The 26,614-nt window shown below is 70.6% G+C and carries 25 protein-coding genes; 12 read left to right on the top strand and 13 right to left on the bottom strand.

The genetic code is table 11. From position 1 onward, the window contains the following. The first annotated feature begins 48 nt into the window (after nucleotides 1-48). From cobT to cobC, 3 genes are read left to right on the top strand one after another with little or no spacing between them, the layout of a single operon-like run. A complete protein-coding gene (gene cobT, locus WS57_RS31065) occupies nucleotides 49-1,107 on the top strand; it encodes a nicotinate-nucleotide--dimethylbenzimidazole phosphoribosyltransferase (protein ID WP_069245506.1) in 1,059 nt (352 codons plus the stop codon). Next, nucleotides 1,097-1,873 (top strand): adenosylcobinamide-GDP ribazoletransferase, encoded by a 777-nt coding sequence (locus WS57_RS31060; protein ID WP_069245270.1) that lies wholly within the window; start codon nucleotides 1,097-1,099, stop codon nucleotides 1,871-1,873. The genes cobT and WS57_RS31060 overlap by 11 nt, the downstream gene beginning before the upstream one ends. Then, nucleotides 1,858-2,442 (top strand): alpha-ribazole phosphatase, encoded by a 585-nt coding sequence (gene cobC, locus WS57_RS31055; protein WP_069245269.1) that lies wholly within the window; start codon nucleotides 1,858-1,860, stop codon nucleotides 2,440-2,442. Before WS57_RS31060 ends, cobC begins: the two co-directional genes overlap by 16 nt. Before the next feature lie 174 nt (nucleotides 2,443-2,616). Here cobC and WS57_RS31050 read toward each other — a convergent pair whose 3' ends face one another. Genes WS57_RS31050 through cobU form a run of 4 tightly spaced genes read right to left on the bottom strand, consistent with a single transcriptional unit; the run spans nucleotide 2,617 to nucleotide 6,038 of the window. Continuing rightward, nucleotides 2,617-3,534 (bottom strand): cobalamin-binding protein, encoded by a 918-nt coding sequence (locus tag WS57_RS31050; RefSeq protein WP_059514902.1) that lies wholly within the window; start codon nucleotides 3,532-3,534, stop codon nucleotides 2,617-2,619. Continuing rightward, complete coding sequence (gene cobD / locus WS57_RS31045) at nucleotides 3,531-4,550, bottom strand: threonine-phosphate decarboxylase CobD (RefSeq protein ID WP_059514904.1); 1,020 nt, start codon at nucleotides 4,548-4,550, stop codon at nucleotides 3,531-3,533. The genes WS57_RS31050 and cobD overlap by 4 nt, the downstream gene beginning before the upstream one ends. Beyond that, nucleotides 4,543-5,487: an adenosylcobinamide-phosphate synthase CbiB gene (cbiB, locus tag WS57_RS31040; RefSeq protein ID WP_059604662.1), complete on the bottom strand. Its 945-nt coding sequence runs from the start codon at nucleotides 5,485-5,487 to the stop codon at nucleotides 4,543-4,545. Before cbiB ends, cobD begins: the two co-directional genes overlap by 8 nt. Beyond that, nucleotides 5,481-6,038, bottom strand: a complete 558-nt coding sequence (gene cobU / locus WS57_RS31035; RefSeq protein ID WP_040127966.1) for a bifunctional adenosylcobinamide kinase/adenosylcobinamide-phosphate guanylyltransferase — start codon at nucleotides 6,036-6,038, stop codon at nucleotides 5,481-5,483. The genes cbiB and cobU overlap by 7 nt, the downstream gene beginning before the upstream one ends. 90 nt (nucleotides 6,039-6,128) lie before the next feature. Here cobU and WS57_RS31030 point away from each other — a divergent pair, with 90 nt between their 5' ends. The 4 genes from WS57_RS31030 (at nucleotide 6,129) to WS57_RS31020 (ending at nucleotide 9,218) form a co-directional block, all read left to right on the top strand. Further along, nucleotides 6,129-7,634, top strand: coding sequence for a cobyric acid synthase (locus WS57_RS31030; protein ID WP_059514908.1), 1,506 nt, complete (start codon nucleotides 6,129-6,131; stop codon nucleotides 7,632-7,634). Between the two features lie 84 nt (nucleotides 7,635-7,718). Next, entirely contained in the window at nucleotides 7,719-7,859 is a 141-nt protein-coding gene (locus WS57_RS37755; RefSeq protein WP_167361746.1) for a hypothetical protein, read from the top strand. A 159-nt stretch (nucleotides 7,860-8,018) separates the two neighbouring features. Beyond that, nucleotides 8,019-8,432 carry a DoxX family protein gene (locus WS57_RS31025; RefSeq protein WP_040127964.1) on the top strand — a complete coding sequence of 138 codons (414 nt, stop codon included), beginning with the start codon at nucleotides 8,019-8,021 and terminating at the stop codon, nucleotides 8,430-8,432. A 126-nt stretch (nucleotides 8,433-8,558) separates the two neighbouring features. Further along, nucleotides 8,559-9,218: a ParA family protein gene (locus WS57_RS31020; protein WP_040127963.1), complete on the top strand. Its 660-nt coding sequence runs from the start codon at nucleotides 8,559-8,561 to the stop codon at nucleotides 9,216-9,218. A gap of 119 nt (nucleotides 9,219-9,337) precedes the next feature. On the opposite strand, the gene panD is transcribed toward WS57_RS31020, so the two are convergent. The 4 genes from panD to WS57_RS31000 form a co-directional block, all read right to left on the bottom strand. Then, nucleotides 9,338-9,724: an aspartate 1-decarboxylase gene (gene panD, locus WS57_RS31015; protein WP_009692999.1), complete on the bottom strand. Its 387-nt coding sequence runs from the start codon at nucleotides 9,722-9,724 to the stop codon at nucleotides 9,338-9,340. Between the two features lie 44 nt (nucleotides 9,725-9,768). Further along, complete coding sequence (panC, locus tag WS57_RS31010; protein WP_059514949.1) at nucleotides 9,769-10,608, bottom strand: pantoate--beta-alanine ligase; 840 nt, start codon at nucleotides 10,606-10,608, stop codon at nucleotides 9,769-9,771. Nucleotides 10,609-10,815: 207 nt separating this feature from the next. Then, nucleotides 10,816-11,688: a segregation and condensation protein A gene (locus WS57_RS31005; protein WP_009692997.1), complete on the bottom strand. Its 873-nt coding sequence runs from the start codon at nucleotides 11,686-11,688 to the stop codon at nucleotides 10,816-10,818. Between the two features lie 4 nt (nucleotides 11,689-11,692). Further along, nucleotides 11,693-11,881 carry a DUF3460 family protein gene (locus WS57_RS31000; RefSeq protein ID WP_009692996.1) on the bottom strand — a complete coding sequence of 63 codons (189 nt, stop codon included), beginning with the start codon at nucleotides 11,879-11,881 and terminating at the stop codon, nucleotides 11,693-11,695. A gap of 255 nt (nucleotides 11,882-12,136) precedes the next feature. Here WS57_RS31000 and WS57_RS30995 point away from each other — a divergent pair, with 255 nt between their 5' ends. Together WS57_RS30995 and WS57_RS30990 are read left to right on the top strand one after the other, a co-directional pair. Next, nucleotides 12,137-13,954: an autotransporter assembly complex protein TamA gene (locus WS57_RS30995; protein WP_059604659.1), complete on the top strand. Its 1,818-nt coding sequence runs from the start codon at nucleotides 12,137-12,139 to the stop codon at nucleotides 13,952-13,954. A gap of 28 nt (nucleotides 13,955-13,982) precedes the next feature. Then, nucleotides 13,983-18,023, top strand: coding sequence for a translocation/assembly module TamB domain-containing protein (locus tag WS57_RS30990; RefSeq protein ID WP_069245268.1), 4,041 nt, complete (start codon nucleotides 13,983-13,985; stop codon nucleotides 18,021-18,023). Between the two features lie 38 nt (nucleotides 18,024-18,061). Here the strand turns inward: WS57_RS30990 and WS57_RS30985 are convergent, their stop codons facing one another. From WS57_RS30985 to WS57_RS30965, 5 genes are all read right to left on the bottom strand, one after another. Further along, nucleotides 18,062-19,174, bottom strand: a complete 1,113-nt coding sequence (locus WS57_RS30985) for a DNA methyltransferase (RefSeq protein ID WP_059514916.1) — start codon at nucleotides 19,172-19,174, stop codon at nucleotides 18,062-18,064. Beyond that, complete coding sequence (locus WS57_RS30980) at nucleotides 19,158-20,312, bottom strand: hypothetical protein (protein ID WP_060336967.1); 1,155 nt, start codon at nucleotides 20,310-20,312, stop codon at nucleotides 19,158-19,160. The genes WS57_RS30985 and WS57_RS30980 overlap by 17 nt, the downstream gene beginning before the upstream one ends. Then, nucleotides 20,309-20,515 carry a hypothetical protein gene (locus WS57_RS30975; RefSeq protein ID WP_059514920.1) on the bottom strand — a complete coding sequence of 69 codons (207 nt, stop codon included), beginning with the start codon at nucleotides 20,513-20,515 and terminating at the stop codon, nucleotides 20,309-20,311. The genes WS57_RS30980 and WS57_RS30975 overlap by 4 nt, the downstream gene beginning before the upstream one ends. Before the next feature lie 82 nt (nucleotides 20,516-20,597). Next, complete coding sequence (gene metG / locus WS57_RS30970) at nucleotides 20,598-22,754, bottom strand: methionine--tRNA ligase (protein WP_069245267.1); 2,157 nt, start codon at nucleotides 22,752-22,754, stop codon at nucleotides 20,598-20,600. A gap of 377 nt (nucleotides 22,755-23,131) precedes the next feature. Continuing rightward, nucleotides 23,132-23,779, bottom strand: a complete 648-nt coding sequence (locus tag WS57_RS30965) for an OmpA family protein (RefSeq protein WP_040127958.1) — start codon at nucleotides 23,777-23,779, stop codon at nucleotides 23,132-23,134. 349 nt (nucleotides 23,780-24,128) lie between these two features. On the opposite strand from WS57_RS30965, the gene apbC reads away from it, so the two are divergent. From apbC to dcd, 3 genes are all read left to right on the top strand, one after another. Then, the gene (gene apbC, locus WS57_RS30960; protein WP_040127957.1) at nucleotides 24,129-25,220 is read left to right on the top strand and encodes an iron-sulfur cluster carrier protein ApbC; all 1,092 of its coding nucleotides are present in this window, start codon (nucleotides 24,129-24,131) and stop codon (nucleotides 25,218-25,220) included. 133 nt (nucleotides 25,221-25,353) lie between these two features. Next, a complete protein-coding gene (sodC, locus tag WS57_RS30955; protein WP_040127956.1) occupies nucleotides 25,354-25,890 on the top strand; it encodes a superoxide dismutase [Cu-Zn] in 537 nt (178 codons plus the stop codon). Nucleotides 25,891-26,008: 118 nt separating this feature from the next. Beyond that, nucleotides 26,009-26,578, top strand: a complete 570-nt coding sequence (dcd, locus tag WS57_RS30950; protein ID WP_006398615.1) for a dCTP deaminase — start codon at nucleotides 26,009-26,011, stop codon at nucleotides 26,576-26,578. Nucleotides 26,579-26,614: the final 36 nt, after the last annotated feature.

The following is a 26,614-nucleotide window of genomic DNA, read 5'->3' as shown; positions in this document are numbered from 1 at the left end:
CTTTCTTTCGATGCGCGGCGCGAGCCGCGCCAACGAGGCTCCCCTTCGATGACGACGACCCCGACCGATTTTCCTCCCGCGATTGCGCCGCTCGACGATGCGCTGCGCACGCGCCTGCAGCACGTGATCGACCACAAGACCAAGCCGCCCGGCAGCCTCGGGCAGCTCGAGGCGGTCGCGTTGCAGATCGGGCTGATCCAGCAGAGCGAGCGGCCGAGCGTGCAGCGTCCGGTGACGATCGTGTTCGCGGGCGACCACGGGATCGCGGTCGAGGGCGTGAGTCCGTATCCGCAGTCGGTGACCGCGCAGATGGTCGCGAATTTCCTCGCGGGCGGCGCGGCGATCAATGCGTTCTCCGAGGTCGCGCAGAGCGTGCTCGAGATCGTCGATGCGGGTGTCGCGTCGCCGCTGCCCGCGTCCGACCGGCTGGTGTCGCTGCCGGTCGGACGCGGCACGCGCAACTTCGCGGTCGAGCCGGCGATGACGCGCGACGAGGCGATGACGGCGCTCGCGGCCGGCGCTTCGCGCGTGCGCCATCACGCGTCGCTCGGCACCAACGTGATCGGCTTCGGCGAGATGGGGATCGCGAACACGTCGGCGGCCGCGTGCCTGATGAGCCGGCTGCTCGACGTGCCGATCGACGCGTGCGTCGGGCGCGGCACGGGCCTCGACGATCAGGGCCTCGCGCACAAGCGCGCGGTGCTCGGCCGCGCGCTCGTGCGGCACTCGCATGCGATCGCGCCGCTCGACGTGCTCGCGACCTTCGGCGGCTTCGAGATCGCGATGATGACGGGCGCCTATCTGGCGGCCGCGAGCGAGCGCATGACGATCCTCGTCGACGGCTTCATCGCGACCTCGGCATTGCTCGTCGCCGAGCGGATCGTGCCGGGCGTGCGCGACTACTGCGTGTTCTCGCATGCGTCGCACGAGGCCGGGCACCGTCGGATGCTCGAGCATTTCGGCGCGAAGCCGCTGCTCGCGCTCGACCTGCGGCTCGGCGAAGGCACGGGCGCCGCGCTCGCGCTGCCGCTGGTGCGCGCGGCCGTCGCGTTCCTGACCGGGATGGCGAGCTTCGAATCCGCGGGCGTCGACAATCGTGACGCCTGAGCGCTCGCGCGGCGTGCGCGCCGAGGCGCGCTATTTCTTCGTCGCGCTCGGCTATTTCACGCGCGTGCCGGTGCCGAAGGCGATCGGCTATGCGGCCGGCGATCTCGACCAGGCCGCGCGCTATTTCCCGCTGGTCGGCGCGTGCGTCGGCGCGTGGGGCGCGCTCGTCTATCTCGCCGCGCTGCGCGTGCTGCCCGCGTCGATCGCCGTCGGCCTGTCGATGGCCGCGACGCTGCTCGCGACCGGCGCGTTTCACGAGGACGGCCTCGCCGACAGCTGCGACGCGTTCGGCGGCGGCTACACGCGCGACGACGTGCTGCGCATCATGCACGACTCGCGGATCGGCACGTTCGGCGCGGTCGCGCTCATCGTCACGCTCGGCCTGAAGTGGCAGGCGCTCGCCGCGCTGCCGCCGCTGCGCGCCGCATGGACGATGGTCGCCGCGCATGCGGCGAGTCGCGCGGCGGCCGTGAGCCTGCTGATGTCGCTCGACTACGTGCGGCCCGAAGGCAAGGCGAAGCCGGTCGCGCAGCGGATGCCGGCGCGCGCGGCGTGCGTCGCGGCGGCGTTCGGTTTGCCCTGGCTGTTCTGGCCGGACTGGCGCGCGGGCCTCGCTGCGCTGGCCGCGCTCGCGCTCGTGCGCGCATGGGCGGCGCGCTATTTCGTGAAGCGGATCGGCGGTTATACCGGCGACTGTCTCGGCTTCGCGCAGCAGCTGAGCGAGCTGGCGATCTATCTGGTGGTGCTCGGATGGATGTCGTCCTGATCCGTCATCCGGCCGTCGCCGTCGAGCCGGGCGTTTGCTACGGGCGCAGCGACGTGCCGCTCGCGGCGTCGGCCGACGCCGGCGCGCGCGCGCTGCGCGAGCGGCTTGCCGCGCTCGGCGCGCCGTTGCCCGCGCGTATCGGCGCGAGCCCGCTGGTGCGTTGCGCGTCGGTGGCTGCGCGGCTCGCGCGCGCGCTCGACGTGCCGCTCGCATGCGATGCGGGCTGGCAGGAAATGGACTTCGGCGCGTGGGAGATGCAGCGCTGGGACGCGATCGATCGCGCGGCGCTCGATGCGTGGGCGGCCGACCTCATGCATGCGTGCGCGCACGGCGGCGAGAGCGTCGCGCGCTTCGCCGCGCGCGTCGCGACGATGGCCGATGCGATCGGGCAGAGCGGCGGTGCGCATTGGGTCGTCACGCACGCGGGCGTGATCCGCGCGTTTGCGTCGCATGCGCTGCGCGTGCCGCTCGGCACGCTGCTGTCGCGACCGGTGCCGACCGGCGGCGTGGTCTGGCTCAGAGCGGGGGGCGGCGCGCATGCATGGGATGTCGTGCACTGGGACGAGTAGCGCGCAATCCTTCACGCGGGGAAATCATGCGCGAGGACGGCTCCAGGCGCGACCGTGATCCCGGCGTTTCGCGCGTTTGCACCGCTTCCTGAAGCGACGCACGCGGATAAACGTATTCGCCGTGCGCGAACGGTCGGCACAGCTGCGCCGGCGAAACGCGCGAGCCGCCCGAAGTCAGCGCGCAGGCCGCCGCGCACGCGCGGCGTCGAGGTCCTCGCACAGTGCCGCGGCGCCTTGCGCGATTCGCGGGGCGGGCCGCGTCAGCAGGTCGCCGTCGATCGCGAACAGGTTGCCGCGCGCGACGGCCGTCAGCGCGGGCCATGCGCGCCAGCGCTCGAGGCTCGGCAGCGCCTGGTCCGAACGCGTCGCACCGGCGCTCGTCGTCACGATCGCCTCCGGATCGGCGGCGAGCACCGCTTCGTCGGTGACGGTCGGCACCCGCGGCTGCAGCGACGCGAACACGTTGCGCCCACCGCAGAGCGCGATCACGTCGCTGATCAGGTGCGCGCCGTTGAGCGTCATCAGCGGCCGGTCCCATACCTGGAAGAACACCGTGACGGGCGGCCGTGCCGCATAGCGCGCGCGCAGCGATCCGATCGTGCGATCGAACGACGCGGCGGCCGCATCGGCCGCCGTCTGCGTGCCGAGCAGCGTGCCGAGGCGGCGCAGCGACGACGACACATCGTCGAGATGCTTCGGCTCGCTGAAGAACAGCGGGATATGCAGCGCGCGCAGCGCGTCGGTCTGCCGCGCGGCATTGCCGTGTCGCCAGACCACGATCAGGTCGGGTTTCAGCGCGGCGATTCGTTCGAGGTCGAGCGCCTTGTTGTCGCCGACGCGCGGCACCGACCTCGCGGCGGCCGGATAGTCGCTGTACGACACGGCGCCGACGAGCTTTGCGCCGCCGCCGGCCGCAAAGACCAGCTCGGTCGCATGCGGCGCGAGGCTGATCACGCGTTGCGCGGGCGCAGGCAGTGTCACGGTGTTGCCGGCATCGTCGCGCGCGCTGACATCGGCATGCGCGAGCGGCGCGTGCGCGAGCGCGGTCAGTGCGGCGGCCGGCAGCAGCCGGCGGAGCGTGCGTGCTTTCATGCGAAGGCCTGTTGCAGCGTGGGCGCGCATTGCGCGAGCGCGTCGGCAAGGCGCTGCCATTCGGCTTCGCTGCCCGGCAGCCCGACCCGCACGCTCGATGGCCGCGCGAAGTGACGCGTCCAGATGCCGCGTGCCGCGAGCGCCGCGTGCAGCGCCGCGGCGCGCGGATCGTCGGTCCAGCTGTAGAGCGGCGTCGCGCGCACCGCGAAACCGTGCGCGCGCAATAACGCGGCGAGGCGCGCACCGTCGGCGGCCAGCCGCTCGCGCGCGGCGGCCTGCCATGCGCGATCGGCGAACGCGGCGGCAACCGCGTGGCGTGCCGGGCCGCCGACGGTCCATGCGCCGAGCATGTCGCGCAGCGCGGCGATCCGGTCGGGGCACGCGAGCACGAAGCCCGCGCGGATGCCGGCGAGACCGAAGAACTTGCCGACCGAGCGCAGCACGACCAGGCCCGCACGATCCGCGTGCGCCGCGAGCGACGGCGTCGCGCCGGTATCGGCGAACGCCTCGTCGACGATCAGCGTACCGCCGCGCGCCGCCAGCTGTGCATGCCAGCCGAGGAGGCGGGCGGCTGGCACGACGTCGGCGGTCGGATTGTTCGGATTGCCGATGATGACGTGGCGCAGCGTCGCGGGCAGCGTGTCCGTGTCGATATCGAGCGGCACGACGCGATGGCCGTGACGCGCGAACGCGGGCGCGTATTCGCCGTAGGCGAGCGGCGCGACACCCGCGTCGCCGGCCGGCAGCAGCGCAGGCAGCGCGCGGATTGCGGCCTGGCTACCGGCGACCGGCAGCACGTGCGCGGCATCGGGCGCACCGTAGTAGCGCGCCGCGCATGCGGCGAGGCCGTCGCCGTCGTCGGGCAGCCGCCGCCATGCGTCGGCCGGCACCGGCGGCACCGGATAGCCGAGCGGGTTGATGCCGGTCGACAGGTCGAGCCACGCATCGTATGGAACGCCGTGGCGGCGTGCGGCCTCGTGCAGGTTGCCGCCGTGAGGAATCGGAGTGTCAGACATGATGGGTGGCCATGACGAGGGCGCCGCTCGCGACGAGCAGCGCGAGCCACAGCGCGAGCGTGCGCGTGACGAGCGACAGCGCGGCGACGACGTGCGCGGCGGTTGCCTGCGCGCCGGTGCCGAGCACGGGGCGGTCTTCGATTTCGCCGTGATAGACGGCCGGGCCGCCGAGCTGCACGTTCAGGCTGCCGGCGCCCGCGGCCATCACGGGGCCCGCGTTCGGGCTGTCCCAGTGGCGTGCCTGCGTGCGCCAGCAGCGCCACGCGGCGGCCGTGTCGCCGAGCAGCGCGTAGCTCGCGGCGGTCAGGCGCGCGGGGATCCAGTTCAGCGCGTCGTCGAGGCGCGCGGCGGCCCAGCCGAAGGTCAGGAAGCGCGGCGTGCGGTAGCCCCACATCGCGTCGAGCGTGTTCGCGAGCCGGAACAGCAGCGCGCCGGGGCCGCCGGCGACGACGAACCAGAACAGCGCGCCGAAGATCGCGTCGTTGCCGTTTTCCAGCGCCGATTCGACGGCCGCGCGCGACAGTGCGCCTTCGTCGGCCGTGCTCGTGTCGCGCGACACGATGCGCGCGGTCAGTGCGCGGGCCGTGTCGAGGTCGCGTTGCAGCAGCGCGGCGGCGATCGGCGCGACGTGGTCGGCGAGGCTCTTCGCGCCGAGCGCGAACCACAGCAGGGCGACGTGCAGCGCGGCCGCGAACGGCCACGGCAGCACGGCCACGAGCCAGGCCGCGATCGCGACCGGCGGCAGGACGGCCGCGGCCCATGCGGCGACGCCCGTCACGCGGCCGCGCCGGCCGGTGTTCCACGCGGCTTCGATGCGCGTGGCGAGGCGGCCGAACGCGACCAGCGGATGCCAGCCGGCCGGTTCGCCGAGCACGCGGTCGACGAGCACCGCCGCGACCGCGAGCATCGCGACGATCGGCAGCGACAGCATCAGCATGCAGGCGCTCCGGCCTTGAGCTCGAGCGGCAGCCCGGCGACCAGCAGCGTCACGCGCGTCGCGAGCGCCGCGATGCGCTGGTTCAGGCGCCCGAGCTCGTCGACGTAGCGGCGCGTGATCGATCCGAGCGGCACGACGCCGAGCCCGATCTCGTTGCTGACGACGATCACTTTCGCGCGGGCGCCGCGCAGCGCGGCGTCGAGCGCGTCGACGCGCGCGAGGTATTGCGCGTCGTCGAGCGGTTCGCCGTCGGCCGGGCACAGCAGGTTCGTGAGCCACAGCGTCAGGCAGTCGACCAGCAGGCACGCGCGCGGATCGTCGAGCCGCGCGAGCGTGCCGGCGAGTTCGAGCGGCGCGTCGGCGAAGCCCCAGTCGGCGGGCCGGCGCGCGCGATGGTGGGCGATGCGCCGGGCGAATTCGGCATCGTCGGTGGCGGCCGCGGTCGCGATATAGGTGACGGGACGGCCGCTGTCGGCCGCGAGCCGCTCGGCATAGGCGCTCTTGCCCGAGCGCGCGCCGCCGAGAACGAAGGTGAGGTCGTGCGGAATCATCGCGTGATTGTACCGGCGCGGAGGTCCCGTCACCGGCCATCCCGGCATCGGGCGATAATGCGCGCTCCGTTTTGCCACGACTTTCGCAACATGAATGCACCCGACCCGCTGCCGCGCGGCACGCTGATGATCCAGGGCACGACGTCCGACGCGGGCAAGAGCACGCTCGTCGCGGGCCTGTGCCGCCTCGCGCGCCGCGCGGGCGCGCGCGTCGCGCCGTTCAAGCCGCAGAACATGGCGCTCAACAGCGCGGTGACGGCCGACGGCGGCGAGATCGGCCGCGCGCAGGCGCTGCAGGCGCTCGCCGCCGGCGTCGCGCCGCATACGGATTTCAATCCGGTGCTGCTGAAGCCGACCAGCGACCGCGGCGCGCAGGTGATCATCCACGGCAAGGCGCGCGCGAACCTGAATGCGCGTGCGTATCACGACTACAAGCCGGTCGCGTTCGACGCGGTGCTCGAATCGTATGCGCGCCTGCGCGCCGGCTACGACACGGTGATCGTCGAAGGCGCGGGCAGCCCGGCCGAGATCAACCTGCGCGAAGGCGACATCGCGAACATGGGTTTTGCGGAGCGCGTCGACTGCCCGGTCGTGCTGGTGGCCGACATCGATCGCGGCGGCGTGTTCGCGCATCTGGTCGGCACGCTGGCCTGCCTGTCGGACAGCGAACGCGCGCGCGTGCGCGGCTTCGTGATCAATCGCTTTCGCGGCGATTTCAAACTGCTCGAACCGGGCCTCGACTGGCTGCGCGCGCAGACCGGCAAGCCGGTGTTCGGCGTGCTGCCGTACCTGCACGGGCTGCTGCTCGACGCGGAGGACATGCTGCCCGCCCAGGCGCGCAGCGCGGCCGCGCGCGGCGATGCCGGCGTGTTGCGGGTGGTCGTGCCGGCGCTGCCGCGCATCAGCAACCACACCGACTTCGATCCGCTGCGCGCGCATCCGCAGGTCGAGTTCACGTACTGGAAGAGCGGCCCCGTGCCGCCCGCCGACCTGCTGATCGTGCCCGGCTCGAAGAGCGTGCAGCGCGATCTCGCATGGCTGCGCGAGGCCGGCTGGGAAGCGGTGATCCACCGCCATCTGCGCTACGGCGGCAAGCTGATCGGCATCTGCGGCGGGATGCAGATGCTCGGCCGCACGCTCGACGATCCGCTCGGCCTCGAAGGCGCGCCCGGCAGCGTGCCGGGCCTCGGGCTGCTCGATTTCGCGACGACGCTGCAGCCGGACAAGACGCTGAAGAACGTGACGGGACGCCTCGCGCTGCCGGGCGCGGCCGCCGTGCAGGGCTACGAGATCCATATGGGCGACACGCGCGGGCCGGCGCTCGCGGCGCCCGCGCTGGAGCTGGCGGCCGACGGCGCAGACGCGCCGCGCGCGCGCCCGGACGGCGCGCTGTCCGCCGACGGACAGATCCTCGCCACCTATGTCCACGGGCTGTTCGACGCGCCCGACGCTTGCGCGGCGCTGCTTGCGTGGGCGGGGCTCGACGGCGCCGAGCGGATCGACTATCCGGCGCTGCGCGAAGCGTCGCTGGAGCGGCTCGCCGATACGTTCGCCACGCACCTCGACCTGGCTGCGCTGTACGCCGAATTCCGCTGAGGCCGGCCCGCGCGCCGGGCTCGCTTTTTCCGCCGGATCGCGTACAACACAGGAGGGCGGCTGTTCGTCCGGAGGAGTGCGACGATGAAGGCTCGATGGTGGTGGAGCGTACTGCTGGCGGCGCTGCTGGGCGCGTCGGCGGCCGCGCACGCGTGCGACGGGTACGGACCGGGCGGCAGCCCGTCCGGATCGGGCGATGCGACGCAAGGCAAGAGCGGTTACTGAGCGCCGCGAAACCGGCGGCAGGGCATGATCGGTCATGCCCTTTTTTATGCCCGGATTCGTTCCCAATAGGAATCAGTTAAAGCGAATGGGCGTGTTTATCGGCGGAAACGGTTCGAATAGAGTGCGATCCATTGCCATCCACTTACGAAGGAATCCGTCATGAACCCCGATCGCCTGAACGATTTCGCCGCGACGCTGCTGCGCGTCGCGCTCGGCGTGCTGTACCTCGCGCACGTCGCGCAGAAGGTGTTCGTCTTCACGCTGCCCGGCACCGCGCAGTTCTTCGCGTCGATCGGCCTGCCGGGCTGGCTCGCGTATCTGACGACGCTGGTCGAGCTGATCGGCGGTCTCGCGTTGCTGGCGGGCGTGCGCGTACGCGTCGCCGCGCTCGTGCTGCTGCCGTTCATGCTCGGCGCGACCGCCGCGCATCTGCCGAACGGCTGGAGCTTCGCGTCGCCGAACGGCGGCTGGGAGTATCCGGCGTTCTGGGCCGTGACGCTTGCGGTGCAGGCGCTGCTGGGCGGCGGCGCTTTCGCGATCGGCGCGCCGCAGCGGGCGGCCCGGTCCGCCTGAACGGGGCGCCGATCGGCGCAACCCGTTCCGGTGACACCCGTTTTGCCGATATCATCGCTCCCTGTATCCGCAATCGAGCGGCGCCTGCCATGCGGCGGGCGCCGCGCGGCTTTTTCGGGGGAATTCATGACGGTAATCGTGGTGGCGAATCCGAAGGGCGGCGTGGGGAAGAGCACGCTGTCCACCAACCTTGCCGGCTACTTCGCGGCGCAGGGCGCGTGGGTCGCGCTGGCCGATCTCGACCGGCAGCAGTCCGCGCATGCGTGGCTCGACCTGCGGCCGGCCGGGCTGCCGGCGATCGAGGCATGGGCGCTCGATCCGGACGCGCCGACGAAGCCGCCGCGCGGCCTCGAGTACGCGGTGATCGACACGCCGGCCGGCCTGCACGGCAACCGGCTCAATGTCGCGCTGCAGCTCGCCGACAAGGTGATCGTGCCGCTGCAGCCGTCGATGTTCGATATTCTCGCGACGCAGCAGTTTCTGGAGCGCCTGGCCGGCGAGAAGGCGGTGCGCAAGGGCAGCGTCGAGGTCGGGATCGTCGGGATGCGCGTCGACGCGCGCACGCGCTCGTCCGACCAGCTGCACCGTTTCGTCGAAGGGCTCGGCCTGCCGGTGCTCGGCTACGTGCGCGACACGCAGAACTACGTGCAGATCGCCGCGCATGGGCTGACGCTGTGGGACGTCGCGAAAAGCCGCGTCGAGAAGGATCTCGAACAGTGGCGGCCGATCGTCGAATGGGCGGAGCGCCGCGCGCCGAAAGCGGAGCGCGTCGCGAAGGCCTCCTAGGCGCGGCGGCTGCGCCGGCGCGGCGCTGGCGCCCGGCGGCGCGCCCGCTCCGAATGAAAAAGGGCCGGATTTCGCTTCGCGACGAAATCCGGCCCTTCGTGCGTCGACGACCGGGCGCGTCAGGTCCAGTTCTGCGTCGGCACGTGATCGCGGTGGCCCTTGATCTTGTTGCCTTCGTCGATGAACACGAGCTTCGGCTTCCAGCCGGCCTGCAGTTCGGCCTCGTCGACCATCGCGAACGCGGCGATGATCACCAGGTCGCCGAGCTGCGCGCGGCGCGCGGCCGAGCCGTTCAGCGAGATCATCCCGCTGCCGCGTTCGCCCTTGATCGCGTAGGTCGAGAAGCGTTCGCCGTTGTTGATGTTCCAGATGTCGATCCGCTCGTTTTCGACGATGTTCGCCGCTTCGAGCAGGTCCTCGTCGATCGCGCACGAGCCTTCGTAGTGCAACTCGCAGTGCGTGACCGCCGCGCGATGGATTTTCGATTTGAGCATGTGGCGCTGCATGATGTCTCCGTGATGCGTCGTGAGAGGCGCGGGCGGGCGGCCCGTCAGATTTCCAGGTTGTCGATGAGGCGCGTCGCGCCGAGCTTGGCGGCCGCGAGCACGACGAGCGGCTCGCCGGCTTCGAGCTCGGCCGCGCTCGGCGCGATCAGGTTCGCGCGGCGGCGGATCGAGATGTAGTCGGGCGCCCAGCCGCGCGCGCTCAGGTGCGCGCGCATCTGCGCCTCGAGCTTGCCGAGGTCGCGCTCGCCGCCGAGCACGCTGTCGCGCACGCGCTGCAGCGTCTTCGCGAGCTCGGGCGCTTCCTCGCGCTCGGCCGCCGACAGATAGCGGTTGCGCGACGACAGCGCGAGGCCGTCTTGGTCGCGCACGGTCTCGGCCGCGACGATGTCGACCGGCAGCGCGAGCTGCTGGCACATGCGGCGCACGATCATCAGCTGCTGGTAGTCCTTCTTGCCGAACACGGCGACGCGCGGCTGCACGCAGGCCATCAGCTTCGCGACCACCGTGCACACGCCGGTGAAGAAGCCGGGCCGGAACTCGCCTTCGAGAATCCCGCCGAGATCGTCGGGCGGCAGCACGCGGTACTCCTGCGGCTCCGGATACATGTCGCGCTCGGTCGGCGCGAACAGCACGTAGACGTTTTCCTTCTGCAGCTTCTCGATGTCGTCCTGGAGCGTGCGCGGATATTTGTCGAAATCCTCGTTCGGGCCGAACTGCAGCCGGTTGACGAAGATGCTCGCCACGACCGGGTCGCCGTGCTGGCGCGCGAGGCGCATCAGCGACAGGTGACCTTCGTGCAGGTTGCCCATCGTCGGCACGAACGCCGTGCGGTTCTGGCCGCGCAACTGGTCGCGCAGTTCCTGGATCGAGCTGATGACTTTCATGATCGGGTAGCGATTTCCTCGCGCCTAGGGCGCGTTGCCGCCGCGGCACGCGGCGTCGGGGTCGGAGCGAAACGCGCCCGGGCGCGGGCGGCGCATCGGGCGTCGGCGGATTGTAGAGGATTTGGCCGCCGCACGCACCGAAAAGAGAACGGTCGTTCTATTTTTGGGCGGCGCGCTGGCGGCGGGCCGTCGCGGCCGCGTGCGCGCTTACGCGGGCAGGTAGGCGAGGCGGACGTAGATCGGCGCGAACGGCTCGGCCTGCGTGATCTCGACGAGCGACTCGCGCGCGAGCTCGAGCATCGCGATGAAGTTCACGACGACGACCGGCACGCCGCGCGACGTGTCGAACAGATCGGCGAACTCCATGAAGCGCGCATTCTGCAGCCGGCGCAGGATCAGGCTCATGTGTTCGCGAACGGACAGTTCTTCGCGGGAAATCTTGTGATGCTGGACCAGCTTCGCGCGCTTGAGCACGTCGGCCCACGCGGCGCGCAGGTCGTCCGAGTTCACGTCGGGGAAGCGCGGCGTGATGCTCTGCTCGATGTACACCTCGGCGCGCAGGAAGTCGCGGCCGAGCTGCGGCAACTGGTCGAGGCGCTGTGCGGCGAGCTTCATCTGCTCGTACTCGAGCAGGCGGCGCACGAGTTCCGCGCGCGGATCCTCGGCTTCCTCGCCGGTATCGGCCTTCTTGACCGGCAGCAGCATCCGCGACTTGATCTCGATCAGCATCGCGGCCATCAGCAGGTACTCGGCCGCGAGTTCGAGGTTCGACGTGCGGATCTGGTCGACATAGCCCAGATACTGCGCGGTGACCTGCGCCATCGGGATGTCGAGCACGTTGAAGTTCTGCTTGCGGATCAGGTACAGCAGCAGGTCGAGCGGGCCTTCGAACGCTTCGAGGAAGATCTCGAGCGCGTCCGGCGGGATGTACAGGTCCTGCGGCAGCTTGAAGAGCGGCTCGCCGTACAGGCGAGCGAACGCCGCGACACCGTCGACCGTGTCGGGCGTCGAATCGGCGCCCGCGGGCGCGGCAACCGCGTCGTCCTGCCGGGCGGCGCTGGCCTCGTCGGCGGCGCTCACGTCGTCAGAAGTTCTGGTAGTAGACGTACGGCGTTTGCTTCACGCGCGATTCCTGCTGCTCGGCGCGCTCGTCGAGGTCGATCGGCTGCTTGTCCCACAGCAGCGAGCGGCCCTTGCGCTGCTCTTCCTCGAGCGTCGGCTTCTGCTGCTTGAGCTGGTTCAGGAATTGCGTGACGTCGGACTGGTACGGCATGGCTTGGCTTTCCGTTTCGGGCGGCGCACGGTGCGCCGGATTCTGCGATGGCGGGATTTTACCGCATCGCGGGGAACAGCCGGTGCCAATCGCACGTCGAAACCGCCGACCACCAGCCGGCGGCAGGGCCGGCACGCCGGAGCGCGGGCCGTTGCGCGCAAGCGTCAAAGCCGCGCCGGTGCGGGCAGCGCCGGCGCGCTGTGGTCAAATACAGGGTTTTCCACGAAACCGTGACAACCGACGGCGAGGTCTTATTTGGCGGGGCACGCGAACCAGCAACGACACATCGCGCATGACGCGGCGCACCGCGCATCGCAACCCCTGGCGCGCCGCGGCGCCGGCGCGGCGGCGCGGGCCGCGCTCGCGGGTTGCCTCGCCGCCTGCTTCGCGCTGCCGGCCCACGCGAAGTACGACGTCGACATCGACGCGCCGCGTTCGATCCGCAAGCTCCTCAAGTCGCATCTCGACATCGCGCGCTTCGCCAAGCGCGACGACATCAGCGACGACCAGTTCGACTTCCTCGTCACCGCGACGCCGCAGCAGGTGCGCGACCTCGCCGCGACGGCCGGCTATTTCTCGCCGGTGGTGCGCACCGACGTGCGCATGCGCGACGGCAGGCGCGACGTGCGGGTCGCGGTCGAGCCGGGGCCGCAGACGGTCGTGTCGTCGGTCGCGCTGAGCTTCAAGGGGCCGGTCGACAGCGAGGATCCGAAGCAGGAGGCCGCGACGCGTTTTGCGTTCACGCTGAAGCCGGGCGACCCGTTCACGCAGTCGGACTGGGACGGCGCGAAGAGCGCCGCGCTCAAGCAGCTGCAGTCGCGTCGCTATCTCGGCGCGAAGATCACGTCGTCCGAGGCGCGCATCGATCCGCGCACGCAGCGCGCGACGCTCGCGGTCACGTTCGACAGCGGGCCGACCTTCACGATCGGCAAGGTCGACGTCGACGGCGTGCGCCGCTATCCGGAGAAGATCGTCACGAACGTCAATCCGCTGTCGGAAGGCGAGATCTACGACGTGCAGCGGATCAACGAGCTGCAGCGGCAGCTGCAGAACACGCCGTACTACGCGAGCGTCGCGATCGACGTCGGCGACGACGTGAACAAGCCCGAGCGCACGCCCGTGCATGTGAAGGTCAGCGAGTTCCCGTACAACAACATCCGCGGCGGGGTCGGCTATGCGACCGACACCGGCCCGCACGTGCAGGGCTCCTACACGTACCTGGACACGTTCGGCGCCGCGTGGCCGCTGACCGTGTCGGGCCGGCTCGACCAGATCCAGCAGTACGGGCAGATCCAGCTGTCGATGCCGCCCGGCGAGCGCGGCTGGACCAACAGCGTGCTTGCGTCGTACACCAACACCAACGTGTCGGACACGCGCATCTACAGCGCGCGGGTCGGCGCGCAGCGCACCCGCACCGGGCAGTTCATCGACTATTCGTATTCGCTGATGTACTACCAGGACCGGCTCGACCAGAACGGCGCGGGACCGACCACCAGCCGCGCGCTGGTGCCGCAGTGGGCGTGGACGCGCCGCAACGTCGACGATCCGCTGTTCCCGCGCTCGGGCAACCTGATTCACGCGGAGGCCGGCTTCGCCATCAAGGGCGTGCTGACCGACCAGACCTTCATTCGCGGCTATGCGCGCGGCCAGCAATACCTGCCGATCGGCAAGCGCGACCTGTTCGTGTTCCGCGCGGAGCTCGGCGGCGTGTTTACGAGCGGCAGCTCGTCGGGCGTGCCGGCGTCGCTGCTGTTTCGCGCCGGCGGCTCGAACTCGGTGCGCGGCTACGGCTACCAGAGCATCGGCAACAGCGTCGACGGCTCGGTGCTGCCGACCAAGTACCTGATGACGGGCACCGCCGAATACCAGCACTGGTTCAACCGCGACTGGGGCGCCGCGACGTTCTTCGACATCGGCACCGCGACCGATGCGTGGGGCGAGAAGGTGTTCTACCCGGGCGTCGGCATCGGCGCGCGCTGGCGCAGCCCGGTCGGCCCGATTAACGTCGACGTCGCGTACGGGCTGCGCAACCATAGCGTGCGCCCGTACCTGACGCTCGGCATCGCATTCTGAACGAACCGCCTGATTCACGACGACCCGCATGACGAAGGACCCGAACGATACGCCGCCGCCTCACGATCCGGACTCGCCCGACGGCGCGCCCGACACGCCGCCGCGCGCGCCGCGGCGCGGCCGCGCGCTGCGCGTCGTCGCGTGGACGCTGGCGACGCTGGTGCTGCTCGTCGTGCTGGCGGTCGCGCTCGTGCTGGCCGCGGCGACTACCGAGCGCGGTACGCGGCTCGCATGGCAGACGGCCGTGCGCGTGCTCGGCGGCCGGCTTGCCGGCACGCTCGACGGCGGCGCGCTCGCGACCGGCGTGCGGCTGCGCGATGTCGCGTGGACGAGCCCGGGCGGCGCCGGCACCGAACTGCGCATCGACTGGATCGATGGTCGCTGGGCGCTGACGCGTGCGCCGCTGCGGCTGTCGATCGCCTATCTGCGCGCGGGCACGATCGACGTGCGGATCGTGCCGGGGCCGTCGACGCCGTCCAGGACGCCGCAGGATCTGAGCCTGCCGCTGCAGTTGCGGATCGACGACCTGCGCATCGATCACCTGGCGATCCACGAAGGCGCCTCGACGACGCAGCTCGACCGGATCGCGCTGAGCGGGCGCAGCGACGGCCGCCATCACGAGCTCGCGCTCGACAGCATCGAGACGCCGTGCGGCGCGCTGAGCGCGCGCGCGCAGCTCGACGGCGTGAAACCGTTCGCGCTGACGGGCGACGCGACCTATACGGGCAAGCTCGCCGACGAGCCGGTCGATGCGCGCGCGCGCGTGTCGGGCTCGCTCGAGGCGCTGGTCGCCGACATCGACGCGAGCGGGATGAAGCTGAACGGGCGGGCGCACGTCGAGGCCGCGCCGTTCGGCGAGGTGCCGCTCACGCGCGCGTCGCTCGCGTTCGACCACGTCAATCCGCAGGCGATCGCGCCGGGTGCGCCGGCCGCCGATCTCGCGGTGCGCGCGGAGCTTGCGCCCGTGACCGCGCCGGCCGGCGCCGCGCCGCACGGCTTCGCGGTGACGGGCCCGGTATCGATCGTCAACGCGAAGCCGGGCACGCTCGGCGACCACCTGCTGCCGGTCGTCGATGCGCGCGCGACCGTGCATCTCGACGCGCAGGCGCAGCGGGTCGACGGCCTCGCGCTGAAACTGATCCGCGACGGCAGCGTGACGGGCGGCGGCACGCTGAAGGGCGGCAAGGGCCGCTTCGACCTGAAGGTCGCGAACCTCGACCTGAACGCGTTCGTCGCCGAGCTGCGGCCGATGCGGCTCGGCGGCCCGCTCGGCGTGACGCTCGCGGGCGATGCGACGACCGTCGATTTCGACCTGGCCGATCCGAAGCTCGCGCTTGGCGCGCGCGCGAAGGTCGCGCTGACCTCGCAGCAGACCGTGCTGACCGACGCGCGCGTGACGGCCGGCAAGGGCCGCATCGACCTGACGGGCGTGTTCCGTCACGACGCGCATTCGAGCTACGACGCGAAGGCGACGCTGACCGCGTTCGATCCGCTGCTGCTCGCCGCGATGAGCGCGCCGCCGGGCGCCGCCGGCAAGACGAAGGCGCCGGCGGCCAAGGCGCCGGCGCGGCGCGGCGAGACGCGCGTGACGGGCACGCTGACGGCCTCGGGCGCGCTCGCGCCGCAGGTGTCGACCAAGGCGACCTTCAAGCTCGGCGACAGTCTGTACGACGGCGTGCCGCTGACCGGCGCCGGCGTCGTGCAGCTGGCCGGCTCGCGGATCCTGCCGAGCAACGCGACGCTGTCGATCGCCGGCAACCGTGTCGACCTGCGCGGCAGCTTCGGCGCGCCGGGCGACCGGCTGCGCTTCGTCGTCGACGCGCCGCAGCTCGACCGGCTCGGCTTCGGCATCGCGGGTCTCGTGCAGGCGCAGGGCGACCTGACCGGCAGCTTCGCGCATCCGAACGTGACGGCGACCTACAAGGCCGAGCGCGTGGTCGTCGGCTCGAACCGCATCGGCGCCGCGCAGGGGCGCGCGGACATCCGCGACGGCGCGCACGGCGCGCTGGTGTTCACGGCCGACGCGAGCGACCTCGCGCTGGGCTCGCTGCAGCTCAAGTCGCTGCGCGCGAACCTCGACGGCACGCGCGCGAAGCACACGCTGGAAGCGTCGGCGCTCGGGACGGCCGGCGGCCGCATGATCGACCTGACGCTCGCGGCGAACGGAGGCGTCGTCGAAAACCGCGACGGGATGCGCTGGGACGGCACCGTCACGCGACTGGCGAACCGCGGCACGCCGTCGGTCGCGCTGCAGGCGCCGCTGACCGTATCGGCCGGCGCGGGGCGCGTAACGCTCGGCGCGACGCGGCTCACGCTCGAAGGCGCGGCGATCGACCTGAAGTCGTTCGTGTTCGATCACGGCCAGATGCGCTCCGCGGGTTCCGTCAGCGGCGCGTCGGTCGCGCGTTTCCTCGAGATCCGCCAGGAGATGACGGGCCAGCGCCCGCCGGTGCGCACCGACGTCGTGCTCGACGCCGACTGGGACTTCTCGATCGGCGCGAGCGCGACCGGCTACCTGCAGGTGAAGCGCCGCGGCGGCGACGTGACGGTCGAAAGCGGACGCGGCATCGCGTCGCTCGGCCTGACCGAGCTGTCCGCGCGCGCGGCGTTCGGCCCCGGCAACCGGCTCAACGTGACCGCGCAGGCGAAGGCGAACCGGATCGGCACGCTCGACGCGAACGTCGCGGTGCCGTTCGCGCTGCGCGGCGGCGTGCTGTCGGTCGCCGACGACGGTCCGCTGTCGGGCCGCATCGATGCCGACATGCCTTCGCTGAAGGCGACCGGCAACCTGTTCGGGCCGAGCTACCTGCTCGGCGGGCGCGCGGCGCTGAAGCTGACGGTCGCCGGCACGCCGGCCAAGCCGAACCTGTCGGGGATGCTGACGGGCGACGACCTGTCGGCGACGCTGATCGACCAGGGCGTGCAGCTGAAGGACGGCATCGTGCGCGTGAAGCTCGCGGAGAACCTCGTCGAATTCCAGCAGGTCGAGTTCCACGGCGGCGACGGCACGTTGCGCGCGATCGGGCGCGTGCGCCTCGACGGCGAGGCGCCCGACCTGACCGCGAGCATCGTCGCCGACAAGCTGGAGTTGTTCGCCGCGCCGGACCGCAAGCTGTCGCTGTCGGGCAAGGCGACCGTCGCGAACGACGGGCCGCGCGGCGGGATGTCGATCGACGGCAAGTTCGTCGTCGATCGCGCGCTGTTCGACCTGCCGGAGGACGCGGCCCCGCACCTGTCCGACGATGTCGTGATCGTGCAGCCGGACGGCACGGTGCGCGGCGAGACGCCGAGCGGCAGCGCGGCCGCCAAGCCGCAGAAGGTGACCGACAAGCCGGCGCCGTCGCTCGCGCCGCGCGCGAACATCGACATCGGGCTCGGCAACAACTTCCGCTTCAAGGGACACGGCGCGGATCTCGGGCTGCGCGGCACGATCACCGTGATGAGCGCGCCGGGCGTGCCGCTGCGCGCGATCGGCAACGTGCGCGTGACCGAAGGCTCGACCTACACGTCGTTCGGCCGCAAGCTCGCGATCGAGAACGGCTTCTTCACGTTCAACGGCCCGGTGTCGAACCCGGGCGTGAACATCCTCGCGATGCGGCGCAACCAGGAGGTCGAGGCCGGCGTGCAGGTGACGGGTACGATCCAGTCGCCGACGGTCAAGCTGGTGTCGGAGCCGAACGTCACGGACAACGAAAAGCTGTCGTGGCTGCTGTTCGGGCACGGCACCGACCAGGGCAACAACGTCGGCCAGCAGGGCGCGATGACCGCGGCGCTCGGGCTGCTCGGCAGCGTGACCGGCAAGCGCGTCGCGCAGACCTTCGGCCTCGACGAGGTGTCGATCGGCCGCAGCGAAGTCGGCCTGACCGATCCGCAGGTCGTGCTGGTGTCGAAGGCGATCAACGAGCGCTTCGTGCTCGGCTTCGAGCAGGGGCTGCAGTCGGCGAGCAACGCGTTCAAGGCGACGATCAACCTGACGCGCTTCTGGTCGGTGTCCGCGTACGGCGGCACGTTCCAGGGCGTCGACCTGAATTACACGCGGCGCTTCGATCGCTGGTTCAGCCGGCGCTGAGGACGGGGCGGCCCTTCAGCGGCCGCGCCCCGCAACCGTCATGCCGGGTTCGCTGCCGCGCATGCGGCGAATCCTTCGTGCGTCTCGGCGACCGTGACGTCCACCTGCAGCAGCCGGCCGCGCGCGTCGACCCGCCGCGCGCGGAAGTAGTGACGGTAGCGCAGCGCCGCGGCGGCGACCGGCGGCGTGATCCGCGAATTCCACGATTCGATCGAGAAACCGTCGGCGTCGAGCCATTGCAGCAGCCGCGACAGGCCCGCATCGTCGGGCGGCACGACGAGATCGACGTCGTTCAGCGGCGCGGCGTCGGTCGCATCGGCCGCGAGCTGCCGGGCGAAACCGCCGAACACGGCGAACGCGAAGCCGTCGCGCGCGAGCGCGGCAAGCAGCGCGCGGGCCGCGTCGACGTCGCTGGCGAGCGGTGCCTTGCGGCACACGAGCGCGTATTCATGCGTGCGGTCGGTCGGCCCGTTGCCGTGCGGTGCGGGGCCGCCCGCACGTTCATAGACCAGCACGCGTTCCTCGTGCAGCACGAAGCGTTCGCCGAGCAGCCGCGCGACATCCCACGCGAGCGGCACGAACCGGCCGCCGAGCCGCAGGTTCTGCGCCATCGCGATACACCAGCCGCCCGGTTCGAGCAGCGCGTGCACGCCCGCGAACACGTCGCGCATCCGTTCCAGAAAGGTCGCGTAGTGCGTGATGCCGTACAACTGCCCGTCGGCGGCCCCGAGCCGCTCGTCGCAGCCGAAGTACGGCACGCTCGTCAGGCACAGCGTGAACGGTCCGCCCGCGTCGCGGGCGGCGGCCTGCGTCGCGGCGCGCGACAGGTCGCCCGCCAGCACCGGATGGCGGGCGGGCGTCGTGCCGGCCCGTGCGAGCCGCTCGCGCGCGAACCTTACGCGCTGCGCATCGACCTCGACGCCGAGCGCCGGCACGCCGCAGCGCGCGGCCGCGACCAGCGTCGTGCCGAAGCCGCAGAACGGATCGACGATCCAGCCGCCCGGCGTCGCGTGGCTGCCGATGAACGGCACCATCTGCTCGACCCAGCCGCAGTCGCGCGCGGCGAACGAATCCCGCGCACGCAGGTCGGCCGGCAGCGTCGATTCGGCGGCTTCGTCGCTCAGCCGCAGCCAGCTAGTCACGATGGTCATCGTCGCTCCACAGGATGTCGCGCGTCGGCTGCCAGCCGGCGCACAGGTTGCCGTTCGGATGGAACACGAGCTTGTACACGGCGTCGCGCAATTCGTGCTCGCGCATCGCGCCGTAGTCGGACGTCTCGAACACGACCTCGAACCCGTCGCGATGCGCCCAGCGCGCATTCCAGAAGTAGTAGCCGCCCGTCAGCGCGATCGGCTCGCAGCGCGCGGAGAAGCCGGGATCGGCGACGCATGCGAGCAGCAGCGCGTCGATCGCGATGCGCGCACGGTCGATGTAGCGGCGCGTCGCGTTGTGGCGGTATGTGTCGGGCAGCACGGAGAATTCGCGGAAGATCACCGTGCTCGCGCCGAGCGCGCGGGCGCGGTCCAGATAGCGCAGCACGTCGGCCGGCGTCTCGATGCCGCCGCGCTGCACGATGCACACGAGCTTGACCGGAAAGTGCGCGCGCGCCGCGGCGAACGCGGTCTCGAACGCGGCGTCGCGCATCACCGGCTGGCCGGGGCGAAAGCGCATGATCGACTGGTTCACGTCGTCGCGGTCGTGATGGCGCGACCATTCGAGCCACGACAGCCCGAACGCGGCGAGCGCCGGCAGCAGCGCGCCGCCGTGCTCGACGAGGCCCGCGCCGTTCGTGTACAGCACGCTGCCGCCGACCTCGGGGCCGTCGTCGCCGGCCGCGTCGAGCGTCGCGACGAGCGACAGCAGCCAGTCGGGATCGTCGGTGTTCTCGAGCCCGGACAGCGAATACGACAGCGGCACGCCGCGCAGCGCCCGCAGCGCGCGGGCGAGTCGCGCGAAATGATCGGCGCCGGGGCGCAGGCTGGCCGCCATCGGGCCCGACGCGGTATCGTCGACGAGCGTTTCCGAGCAGAACCGGCAGCGCGCGGAGCACGGCTGCGCGGCGGCGTATGGCGTGAAGGTCAGCGGCTGCGCGAAGCGGATCGTGCGTGCGCCGAGCTGATGCGCGTGCCAGCGTGCGCGATCGCCGGCGGGCGGCTCGCGCAGCGCGAGCCACGCGAAGCGTTCGGCGAGCGCGCCGAACGCGCGGCTGCGCGCGACGAGCGGCGCGACGCCGTTCGCGTCGGCGACCGGCACGAGCGGGATCGTCGGCAGGGAACGGGCGCGGCTCATGCGAGGCGGCGCGCGCGTCCGTCCGGCCGGAAGGGCATCGGATGCGTTCTCATGGTGTTGTTCTGGATGCGGAACCCGCCGCCACGGCCCGTGGCCGGCCGCATGCAGCGGCCGTCGGAATCCGGCGGGTTCCGGTGCTGCGACAGCATCGGCTTGCGCGAGCGGCTGCCGCGCAAGCCGACATGGTAGCGGAAGTCGCGCATCGCACGCAGACGCCGCGCCCGGATACAAAAACGCCCCGCACGAGGCGTGCGGGGCGCGTTGCGCGAGCGGCGGCGGGGCCGCTTACTTCACGCGCATGCCGGGCTTCGCGCCGCTGTGCGGCTCGAGGATGTACAGGCCCGGCTCGGCCTTCTCGTCGCTCGCCGACGCCGCGAGCACCATCCCTTCGGACAGCCCGAACTTCATCTTGCGCGGCGCGAGGTTCGCGACCATCACCGTGAGCTTGCCGACCAGCTGCTCGGGCTGATACGCGGACTTGATGCCGGAGAACACGTTGCGGGTCTTTTCCTCGCCGACGTCGAGCGTGAGCTGCAGCAGCTTGTCCGAGCCTTCGACGGCCTGGCAGGCGACGATCTTCGCGATGCGCAGGTCGACTTTCGCGAAATCGTCGATCGAGATCGGCGCATCGCCGTCCGTGCCATTGACGGCGGCCGGCTTCGCGTTCGCCTTGGCCTGCTTCGCCTCCTTCGCGGCGGCCGCGCCGGAGGCCGCTGCGCCGGCTGCGTCGGCCTGCAGCGAGTCGCGGTTCGCGGCGAGCAGCGCTTCGATCTGCTTCGCATCAACGCGCGTCATCAGGTGCTGGTACGCGCGGATCGGCTGCGCGGACGACAGCGGCTTCGCCGCGTCGGCCCACGCGAGCGGCGCGATCCCGAAGAAGGCCTCGACGGCTTCCGCGACACGCGGCATCACCGGCTTCAGCGCGAGCGACAGCAGGCGGAACGCCTCGAGGCTCACGCTGCAGGTTTCGTGCAGCGCGACCGCGTTGGCCGGATCCTTCGCGAGTTCCCACGGCTTCGCGCCGTCGACGTACGCGTTGACTTCGTCCGCGAGCTCCATCGTGTGGCGCAGCGCGCGGCCGTATTCGCGCGCTTCGTACTGCGCGGCGATCTGCGGGATCGCGTCGCGCAGCTTCGCGACGAGCGGGTGATTCATCGCGCTGTCCTGCACGCGGCCGTCGAAACGCTTGATCAGGAAGCCGGCCGCGCGGCTCGCGATGTTCACGTACTTGCCCACCAGGTCGCTGTTCACGCGCGCCTGGAAATCCTCGAGGTTCAGGTCGAGGTCTTCCATCGTCGCGTTCAGCTTCGCGGCGAAGTAGTAGCGCAGCCATTCCGGGTTCAGCCCCGTGTCGATGTAGCTCTGCGCAGTGATGAAGGTGCCGCGCGACTTCGACATCTTCGCGCCGTCGACGGTCAGGAAGCCGTGCGCGAACACGTTGGTCGGCGTGCGGTGGCCCGAGAACTCGAGCATCGCCGGCCAGAACAGCGTATGGAAATACAGGATGTCCTTGCCGATGAAGTGATACTGCTCGGCGGTCGAGCCCGGGCGGATCCATGCGTCGAAGTCGACGCCGTTGCGCTCGCACAGGTTCTTGAAGCTCGCGTAGTAGCCGACCGGCGCGTCGAGCCACACGTAGAAGTACTTGCCGGGCGCGCCCGGGATCTCGAAGCCGAAGTACGGCGCGTCGCGCGAGATGTCCCAGTCGGCGAGCTTCGCCTCGCCGGCGTCGCCGAGCCATTCGCGCATCTTGTTGGTCGCCTCGGGTTGCGCGAGGCCGCCGACCCATTCACGCAGGAACCACTCGCAGCGCGGGTCGGACAGGCGGAAGAAGTAGTGCGTCGAGGTCTTGCGCACGGGCGTCGCGCCCGACACGACCGAATACGGGTTCAGCAGCTCGGTCGGCAGGTAGGTCGAGCCGCACACTTCGCAGCTGTCGCCGTACTGGTCCTTCGCGTGGCACTTCGGGCACTCGCCCTTGATGAAGCGGTCCGGCAGGAACATTTCCTTGACCGGGTCGTACGCCTGCTCGATCTCGCGCTCGGCGATCAGCCCGTTTTCCTTCAGCGCGAGATAGATCTTCTCGCTCAGCACGCGGTTTTCTTCGGAGTCGGTCGAGTAGAAGTTGTCGAACGACACGCCGAAGCTGTCGAAGTCGCGCTTGTGCTCGGTCCACACGCGCTCGATCAGCTGCTTCGGGGTCAGGCCTTCCTTCTCCGCGCGCAGCATGACCGGCGTGCCGTGCGTGTCGTCGGCGCCGATGTAGTAGACCTCGTGCCCGTGCATTCGCAGCGTCCGCACCCAGATGTCGGTCTGGATGTACTCGACCAGGTGGCCGATATGGATCTGGCCGTTGGCGTAGGGCAGGGCGGACGTGACGAGGATCTGGCGGCGGCCTTGCGGCGCCGCGGCCTGCACGGAAGTGAGGTCGGATGCGGACATAGGGTCGGTAGAGAACAGCGGAAAACGACGGGAAACTGCGATTCTAGCAGGGGCGCGGCGCGGGAACGCGGGCGGGAGGCCGAGGCGGGTGCCGGCGAATGCGCAGGGCGGCGCAGGCCGCGTGCCCGGTGACGGGATGCTGCGGTGCAGCACAAATTTCGCGGGCAAAAAAAACCGGGGCGGATACGGCCCCGGAGCAACAACGACAAGAGGAGAATGGTGACGCGCCGGCAACACCAGCCGCGTACCGTAAAGACAGACCACGGCGCGCGACAGAAGTTCGAAATTTTTTTCGATTTGTTACCGGCGCGGCCGAAAGCCTTGTCCGGCGGGGCTGTGCGGGCAGCGCGCCCGCACCCTTCCTGTCGTTGCCGCGCTTACTGATGCTGCTGCGGCGCGCGCAGGTAGATCTCGACGCGGCGGTTCTGTGCGCGGCCGGCTTCGGTCGCGTTGTCCGCGATCGGGTTCGACGCGCCCATGCCTTGCGCCGACAGGCGGCCGCCCGCGACGCCGCGCTGCACGAGCGCGTTCACGACGCTCTGCGCACGGTTCTGCGACAGCGTCTGGTTCAGCTGGGCCGAGCCCGTGCTGTCCGTGTAGCCGACGATCGATGCCGTCACCTGCGGGTTCTGGTTCAGCGTCGTCGCCAGGTCGTTCAGCAGCGGCGTGAAGGCCGGCGTGATCGCGTACTGGTTCGTCGCGAACGTGACCGAGCTCGGCACGTTCAGCTTCAGCGAGCCGTCCGGCTGCTCGGTGACCTGCGTGCCCGTCTGCGCCGCCGACGGCGCGAGCTTGTTCTTGATCGCTTGCCAGTTGTAGCCCGTCACGCCGCCGACCAGCGCGCCGACGCCCGCGCCGATCGCCGCGCCCTTGCCGCCGCCTGCCAGTGCGCCGATGCCTGCGCCCAGCGCCGCACCCGTGCCGGTGCCGACGGCCGTGTTGTTGCCTTGCTGCGTCGCGCAGCCTGCCAGCAGGGCGCCGGCCAGTGCGAAGACGGACAAGCGGGTCGCGATTTTCATGTTCATCTTGGATTCCTCTCTTGGTTGAACGAGTCGACAACGACATCAACAGCTACGGCTCCCTACGCGGGCCGCCCGGAAAAAGGAGGGCCGGCCCGTGCTCGCGGCAGCCGCCGAGGCGGCCGCATGCCCAGTCCGTCAGCGTGGCTGTTCGGACAGGGCGGCGCGTCAGCCTCTACAATATAGGCGGTAAGCGGCCGATTTGGCCCCATAGCATGCCGCACGCGAAGATTGCGCCGCCGCGCGCGTTCGCGCAATGGCGTGCAACAGATTCTTTCACTTTTCCCGATTTTCGCCGCGTTATTTGATATTTCTTGACGTTTGAGTGCGGAAAAAACGTTTTCACGGAGTTTCGATGAGCATTGACCGGGCACAAGTCGACGCCGCGCTGGCGGCGGTCGTCGACCCCAATACCGACCGTCCGTATGCGGCGAACAAGGGCGTGCGCAACGTCGCGATCGACGGCGACGCCGTGACGGTCGACGTGGTGCTCGGCTACCCCGCGCGCAGCCAGCACGACGACGTGCGCGCGCGCGTCGCCGCCGCGCTGCGCAGTGTGCCGGGCGTGCGCGACGCGCGCGTGAACGTGTCGCAGGAGATCGTCGCGCACACGGTGCAGCGCGGCGTGAAACTGCTGCCGAACGTGAAGAACATCGTCGCGGTCGCGTCGGGCAAGGGCGGCGTCGGCAAGAGCACGACGGCCGTCAACCTCGCGCTCGCGCTGGCCGCGGAAGGCGCGTCGGTCGGCATCCTCGACGCCGACATCTACGGCCCGTCGCTGCCGACGATGCTCGGCATCCATGGCCAGCGCCCCGAGTCGCCGGACAACCAGTCGATGAACCCGCTGGTCGGGCACGGGCTGCAGGCGAACTCGATCGGCTTCCTGATCGAGGAGGACAACCCGATGGTGTGGCGCGGCCCGATGGCGACGTCGGCGCTCGAGCAGCTGCTGCGCCAGACCAACTGGCGCGAGCTCGACTACCTGATCGTCGACATGCCGCCGGGCACCGGCGACATCCAGCTGACGCTCGCGCAGCGCGTGCCGGTGACGGGCGCGGTGATCGTCACGACGCCGCAGGACATCGCGCTGCTCGACGCGAAGAAGGGCCTGAAGATGTTCGAGAAGGTCGGCATCCCGATCCTCGGCATCGTCGAGAACATGAGCATCCACGTGTGTTCGAACTGCGGCCACGAGGAGCACATCTTCGGCGCGGGCGGCGCCGAGCGGATGGCCAAGGACTACGGCGTGACCGTGCTCGGCAGCCTGCCGCTCGACATCGCGATCCGCGAGCGGGCCGACAGCGGCGCGCCGACCGTGGCGGCCGATCCGGACGGCGCGCTGGCGCGCCGCTACCGCGACATCGCGCGCGGCGTCGCGCTGGCGATTGCCGAGCGCGCGCGCGACATGACCTCGAAGTTCCCGTCGATCGTTGTTCAAAATACGTAAAACCCTTGCGGGGCGGGGCCTCACGCTGTTTACGCCGCCGCGAGGCGCGGTATCATGGCGACTTTTCCCGGGTCCCTTTACCCGTCCGGCGCGGCCGCCGTGTCAAATGGCCGTCAGCCGGCATGAGGATCGAATGAACCAACGACATCACGGCGTGCGCGCCGGCCGCGCGCGGCGCGCGCTGCTGGCCGCCGCCGCGCTGGGCCTGCTGGCCGGCTGTACCTCCTTTTCCTCGTCGCACGAAAAACGGGCCGATGCGCAGCTGCAGCCGACGGTCGGCTCGCAGACGCGCGGCGCGGTGACCTTCGTCGAGCGCCCGGACGGCGTCCAGGTCACCTACAACCTCGTCGGCCTGCCGCCGAACAGCGACCACGCGCTGCAGGTGCACGAGCGCGGCGACTGCAACGCGGGCGACGGCTCAAGCGCCGGCCAGGTGTTCGCGCCGGCGGCCGACCGCCTGCGCGCGGGAGCGCGGGTCGCGGGCGACCTCGGAAACATTCATGCGGATGCGAACGGCGTCGCGGCCGGCTTCATCGTCGCGCCCGATCTGGCCCTCGACGGCGTGCGCTCCGCGATGAACCGTTCGGCGCTCGTCCACCGCGATGCGAGCGACCCGGCGTTTCCGCAGCACGGTGCGGGCCCCGCGCTCGCGTGCGGCGTGATCCGGTGACGGGCGCGCATGCGCGAGCCGATGATCGCGTAAAATGTGCGCCTTTCCCGGTCGCCGGCCCGAACCGGCGGCCTGACCCCAACACCCACCGTCACGCAGCGTTTCCAGGCGCCCCGTTATGAGCATCAAGTCCGACAAATGGATTCGGCGCATGGCCGAAGAGCACAAGATGATCGAGCCGTTCGTGCCCGATCAGGTTCGCGCGTCCGAGGACGGTCGCAGGATCGTCAGCTACGGCACCTCGAGCTACGGCTACGATATCCGCTGCGCGGACGAATTCAAGATCTTCACGAACATCAACTCGACGATCGTCGATCCGAAGAACTTCGACGAGGGTTCGTTTGTCGATTTCAAGGGCGACGTGTGCATCATCCCGCCGAACTCGTTCGCGCTGGCCCGCACCGTCGAATATTTCCGCATCCCGCGCACCGTGCTGACGGTCTGCCTCGGCAAGTCGACCTACGCGCGCTGCGGGATCATCGTCAACGTGACGCCGTTCGAGCCCGAGTGGGAAGGCTACGTCACGCTGGAATTCTCGAACACCACGCCGCTGCCCGCGAAGATCTACGCGAACGAAGGCGTCGCGCAGGTGCTCTTCTTCGAGAGCGACGAGGTGTGCGACGTGTCGTACGCCGATCGCGGCGGCAAGTATCAGGGGCAGCGCGGTGTCACGCTGCCGAAAACCTGATCTGCTTGCATAACGTCTCACCAGTTTCCGGGTGAC

It is taken from the genome of Burkholderia pseudomultivorans, assembly GCF_001718415.1.
In the GTDB taxonomy this organism is placed as follows: Bacteria; Pseudomonadota; Gammaproteobacteria; order Burkholderiales; family Burkholderiaceae; genus Burkholderia; species Burkholderia pseudomultivorans_A.
This window is presented reverse-complemented; position numbering and strand designations above follow the sequence as displayed.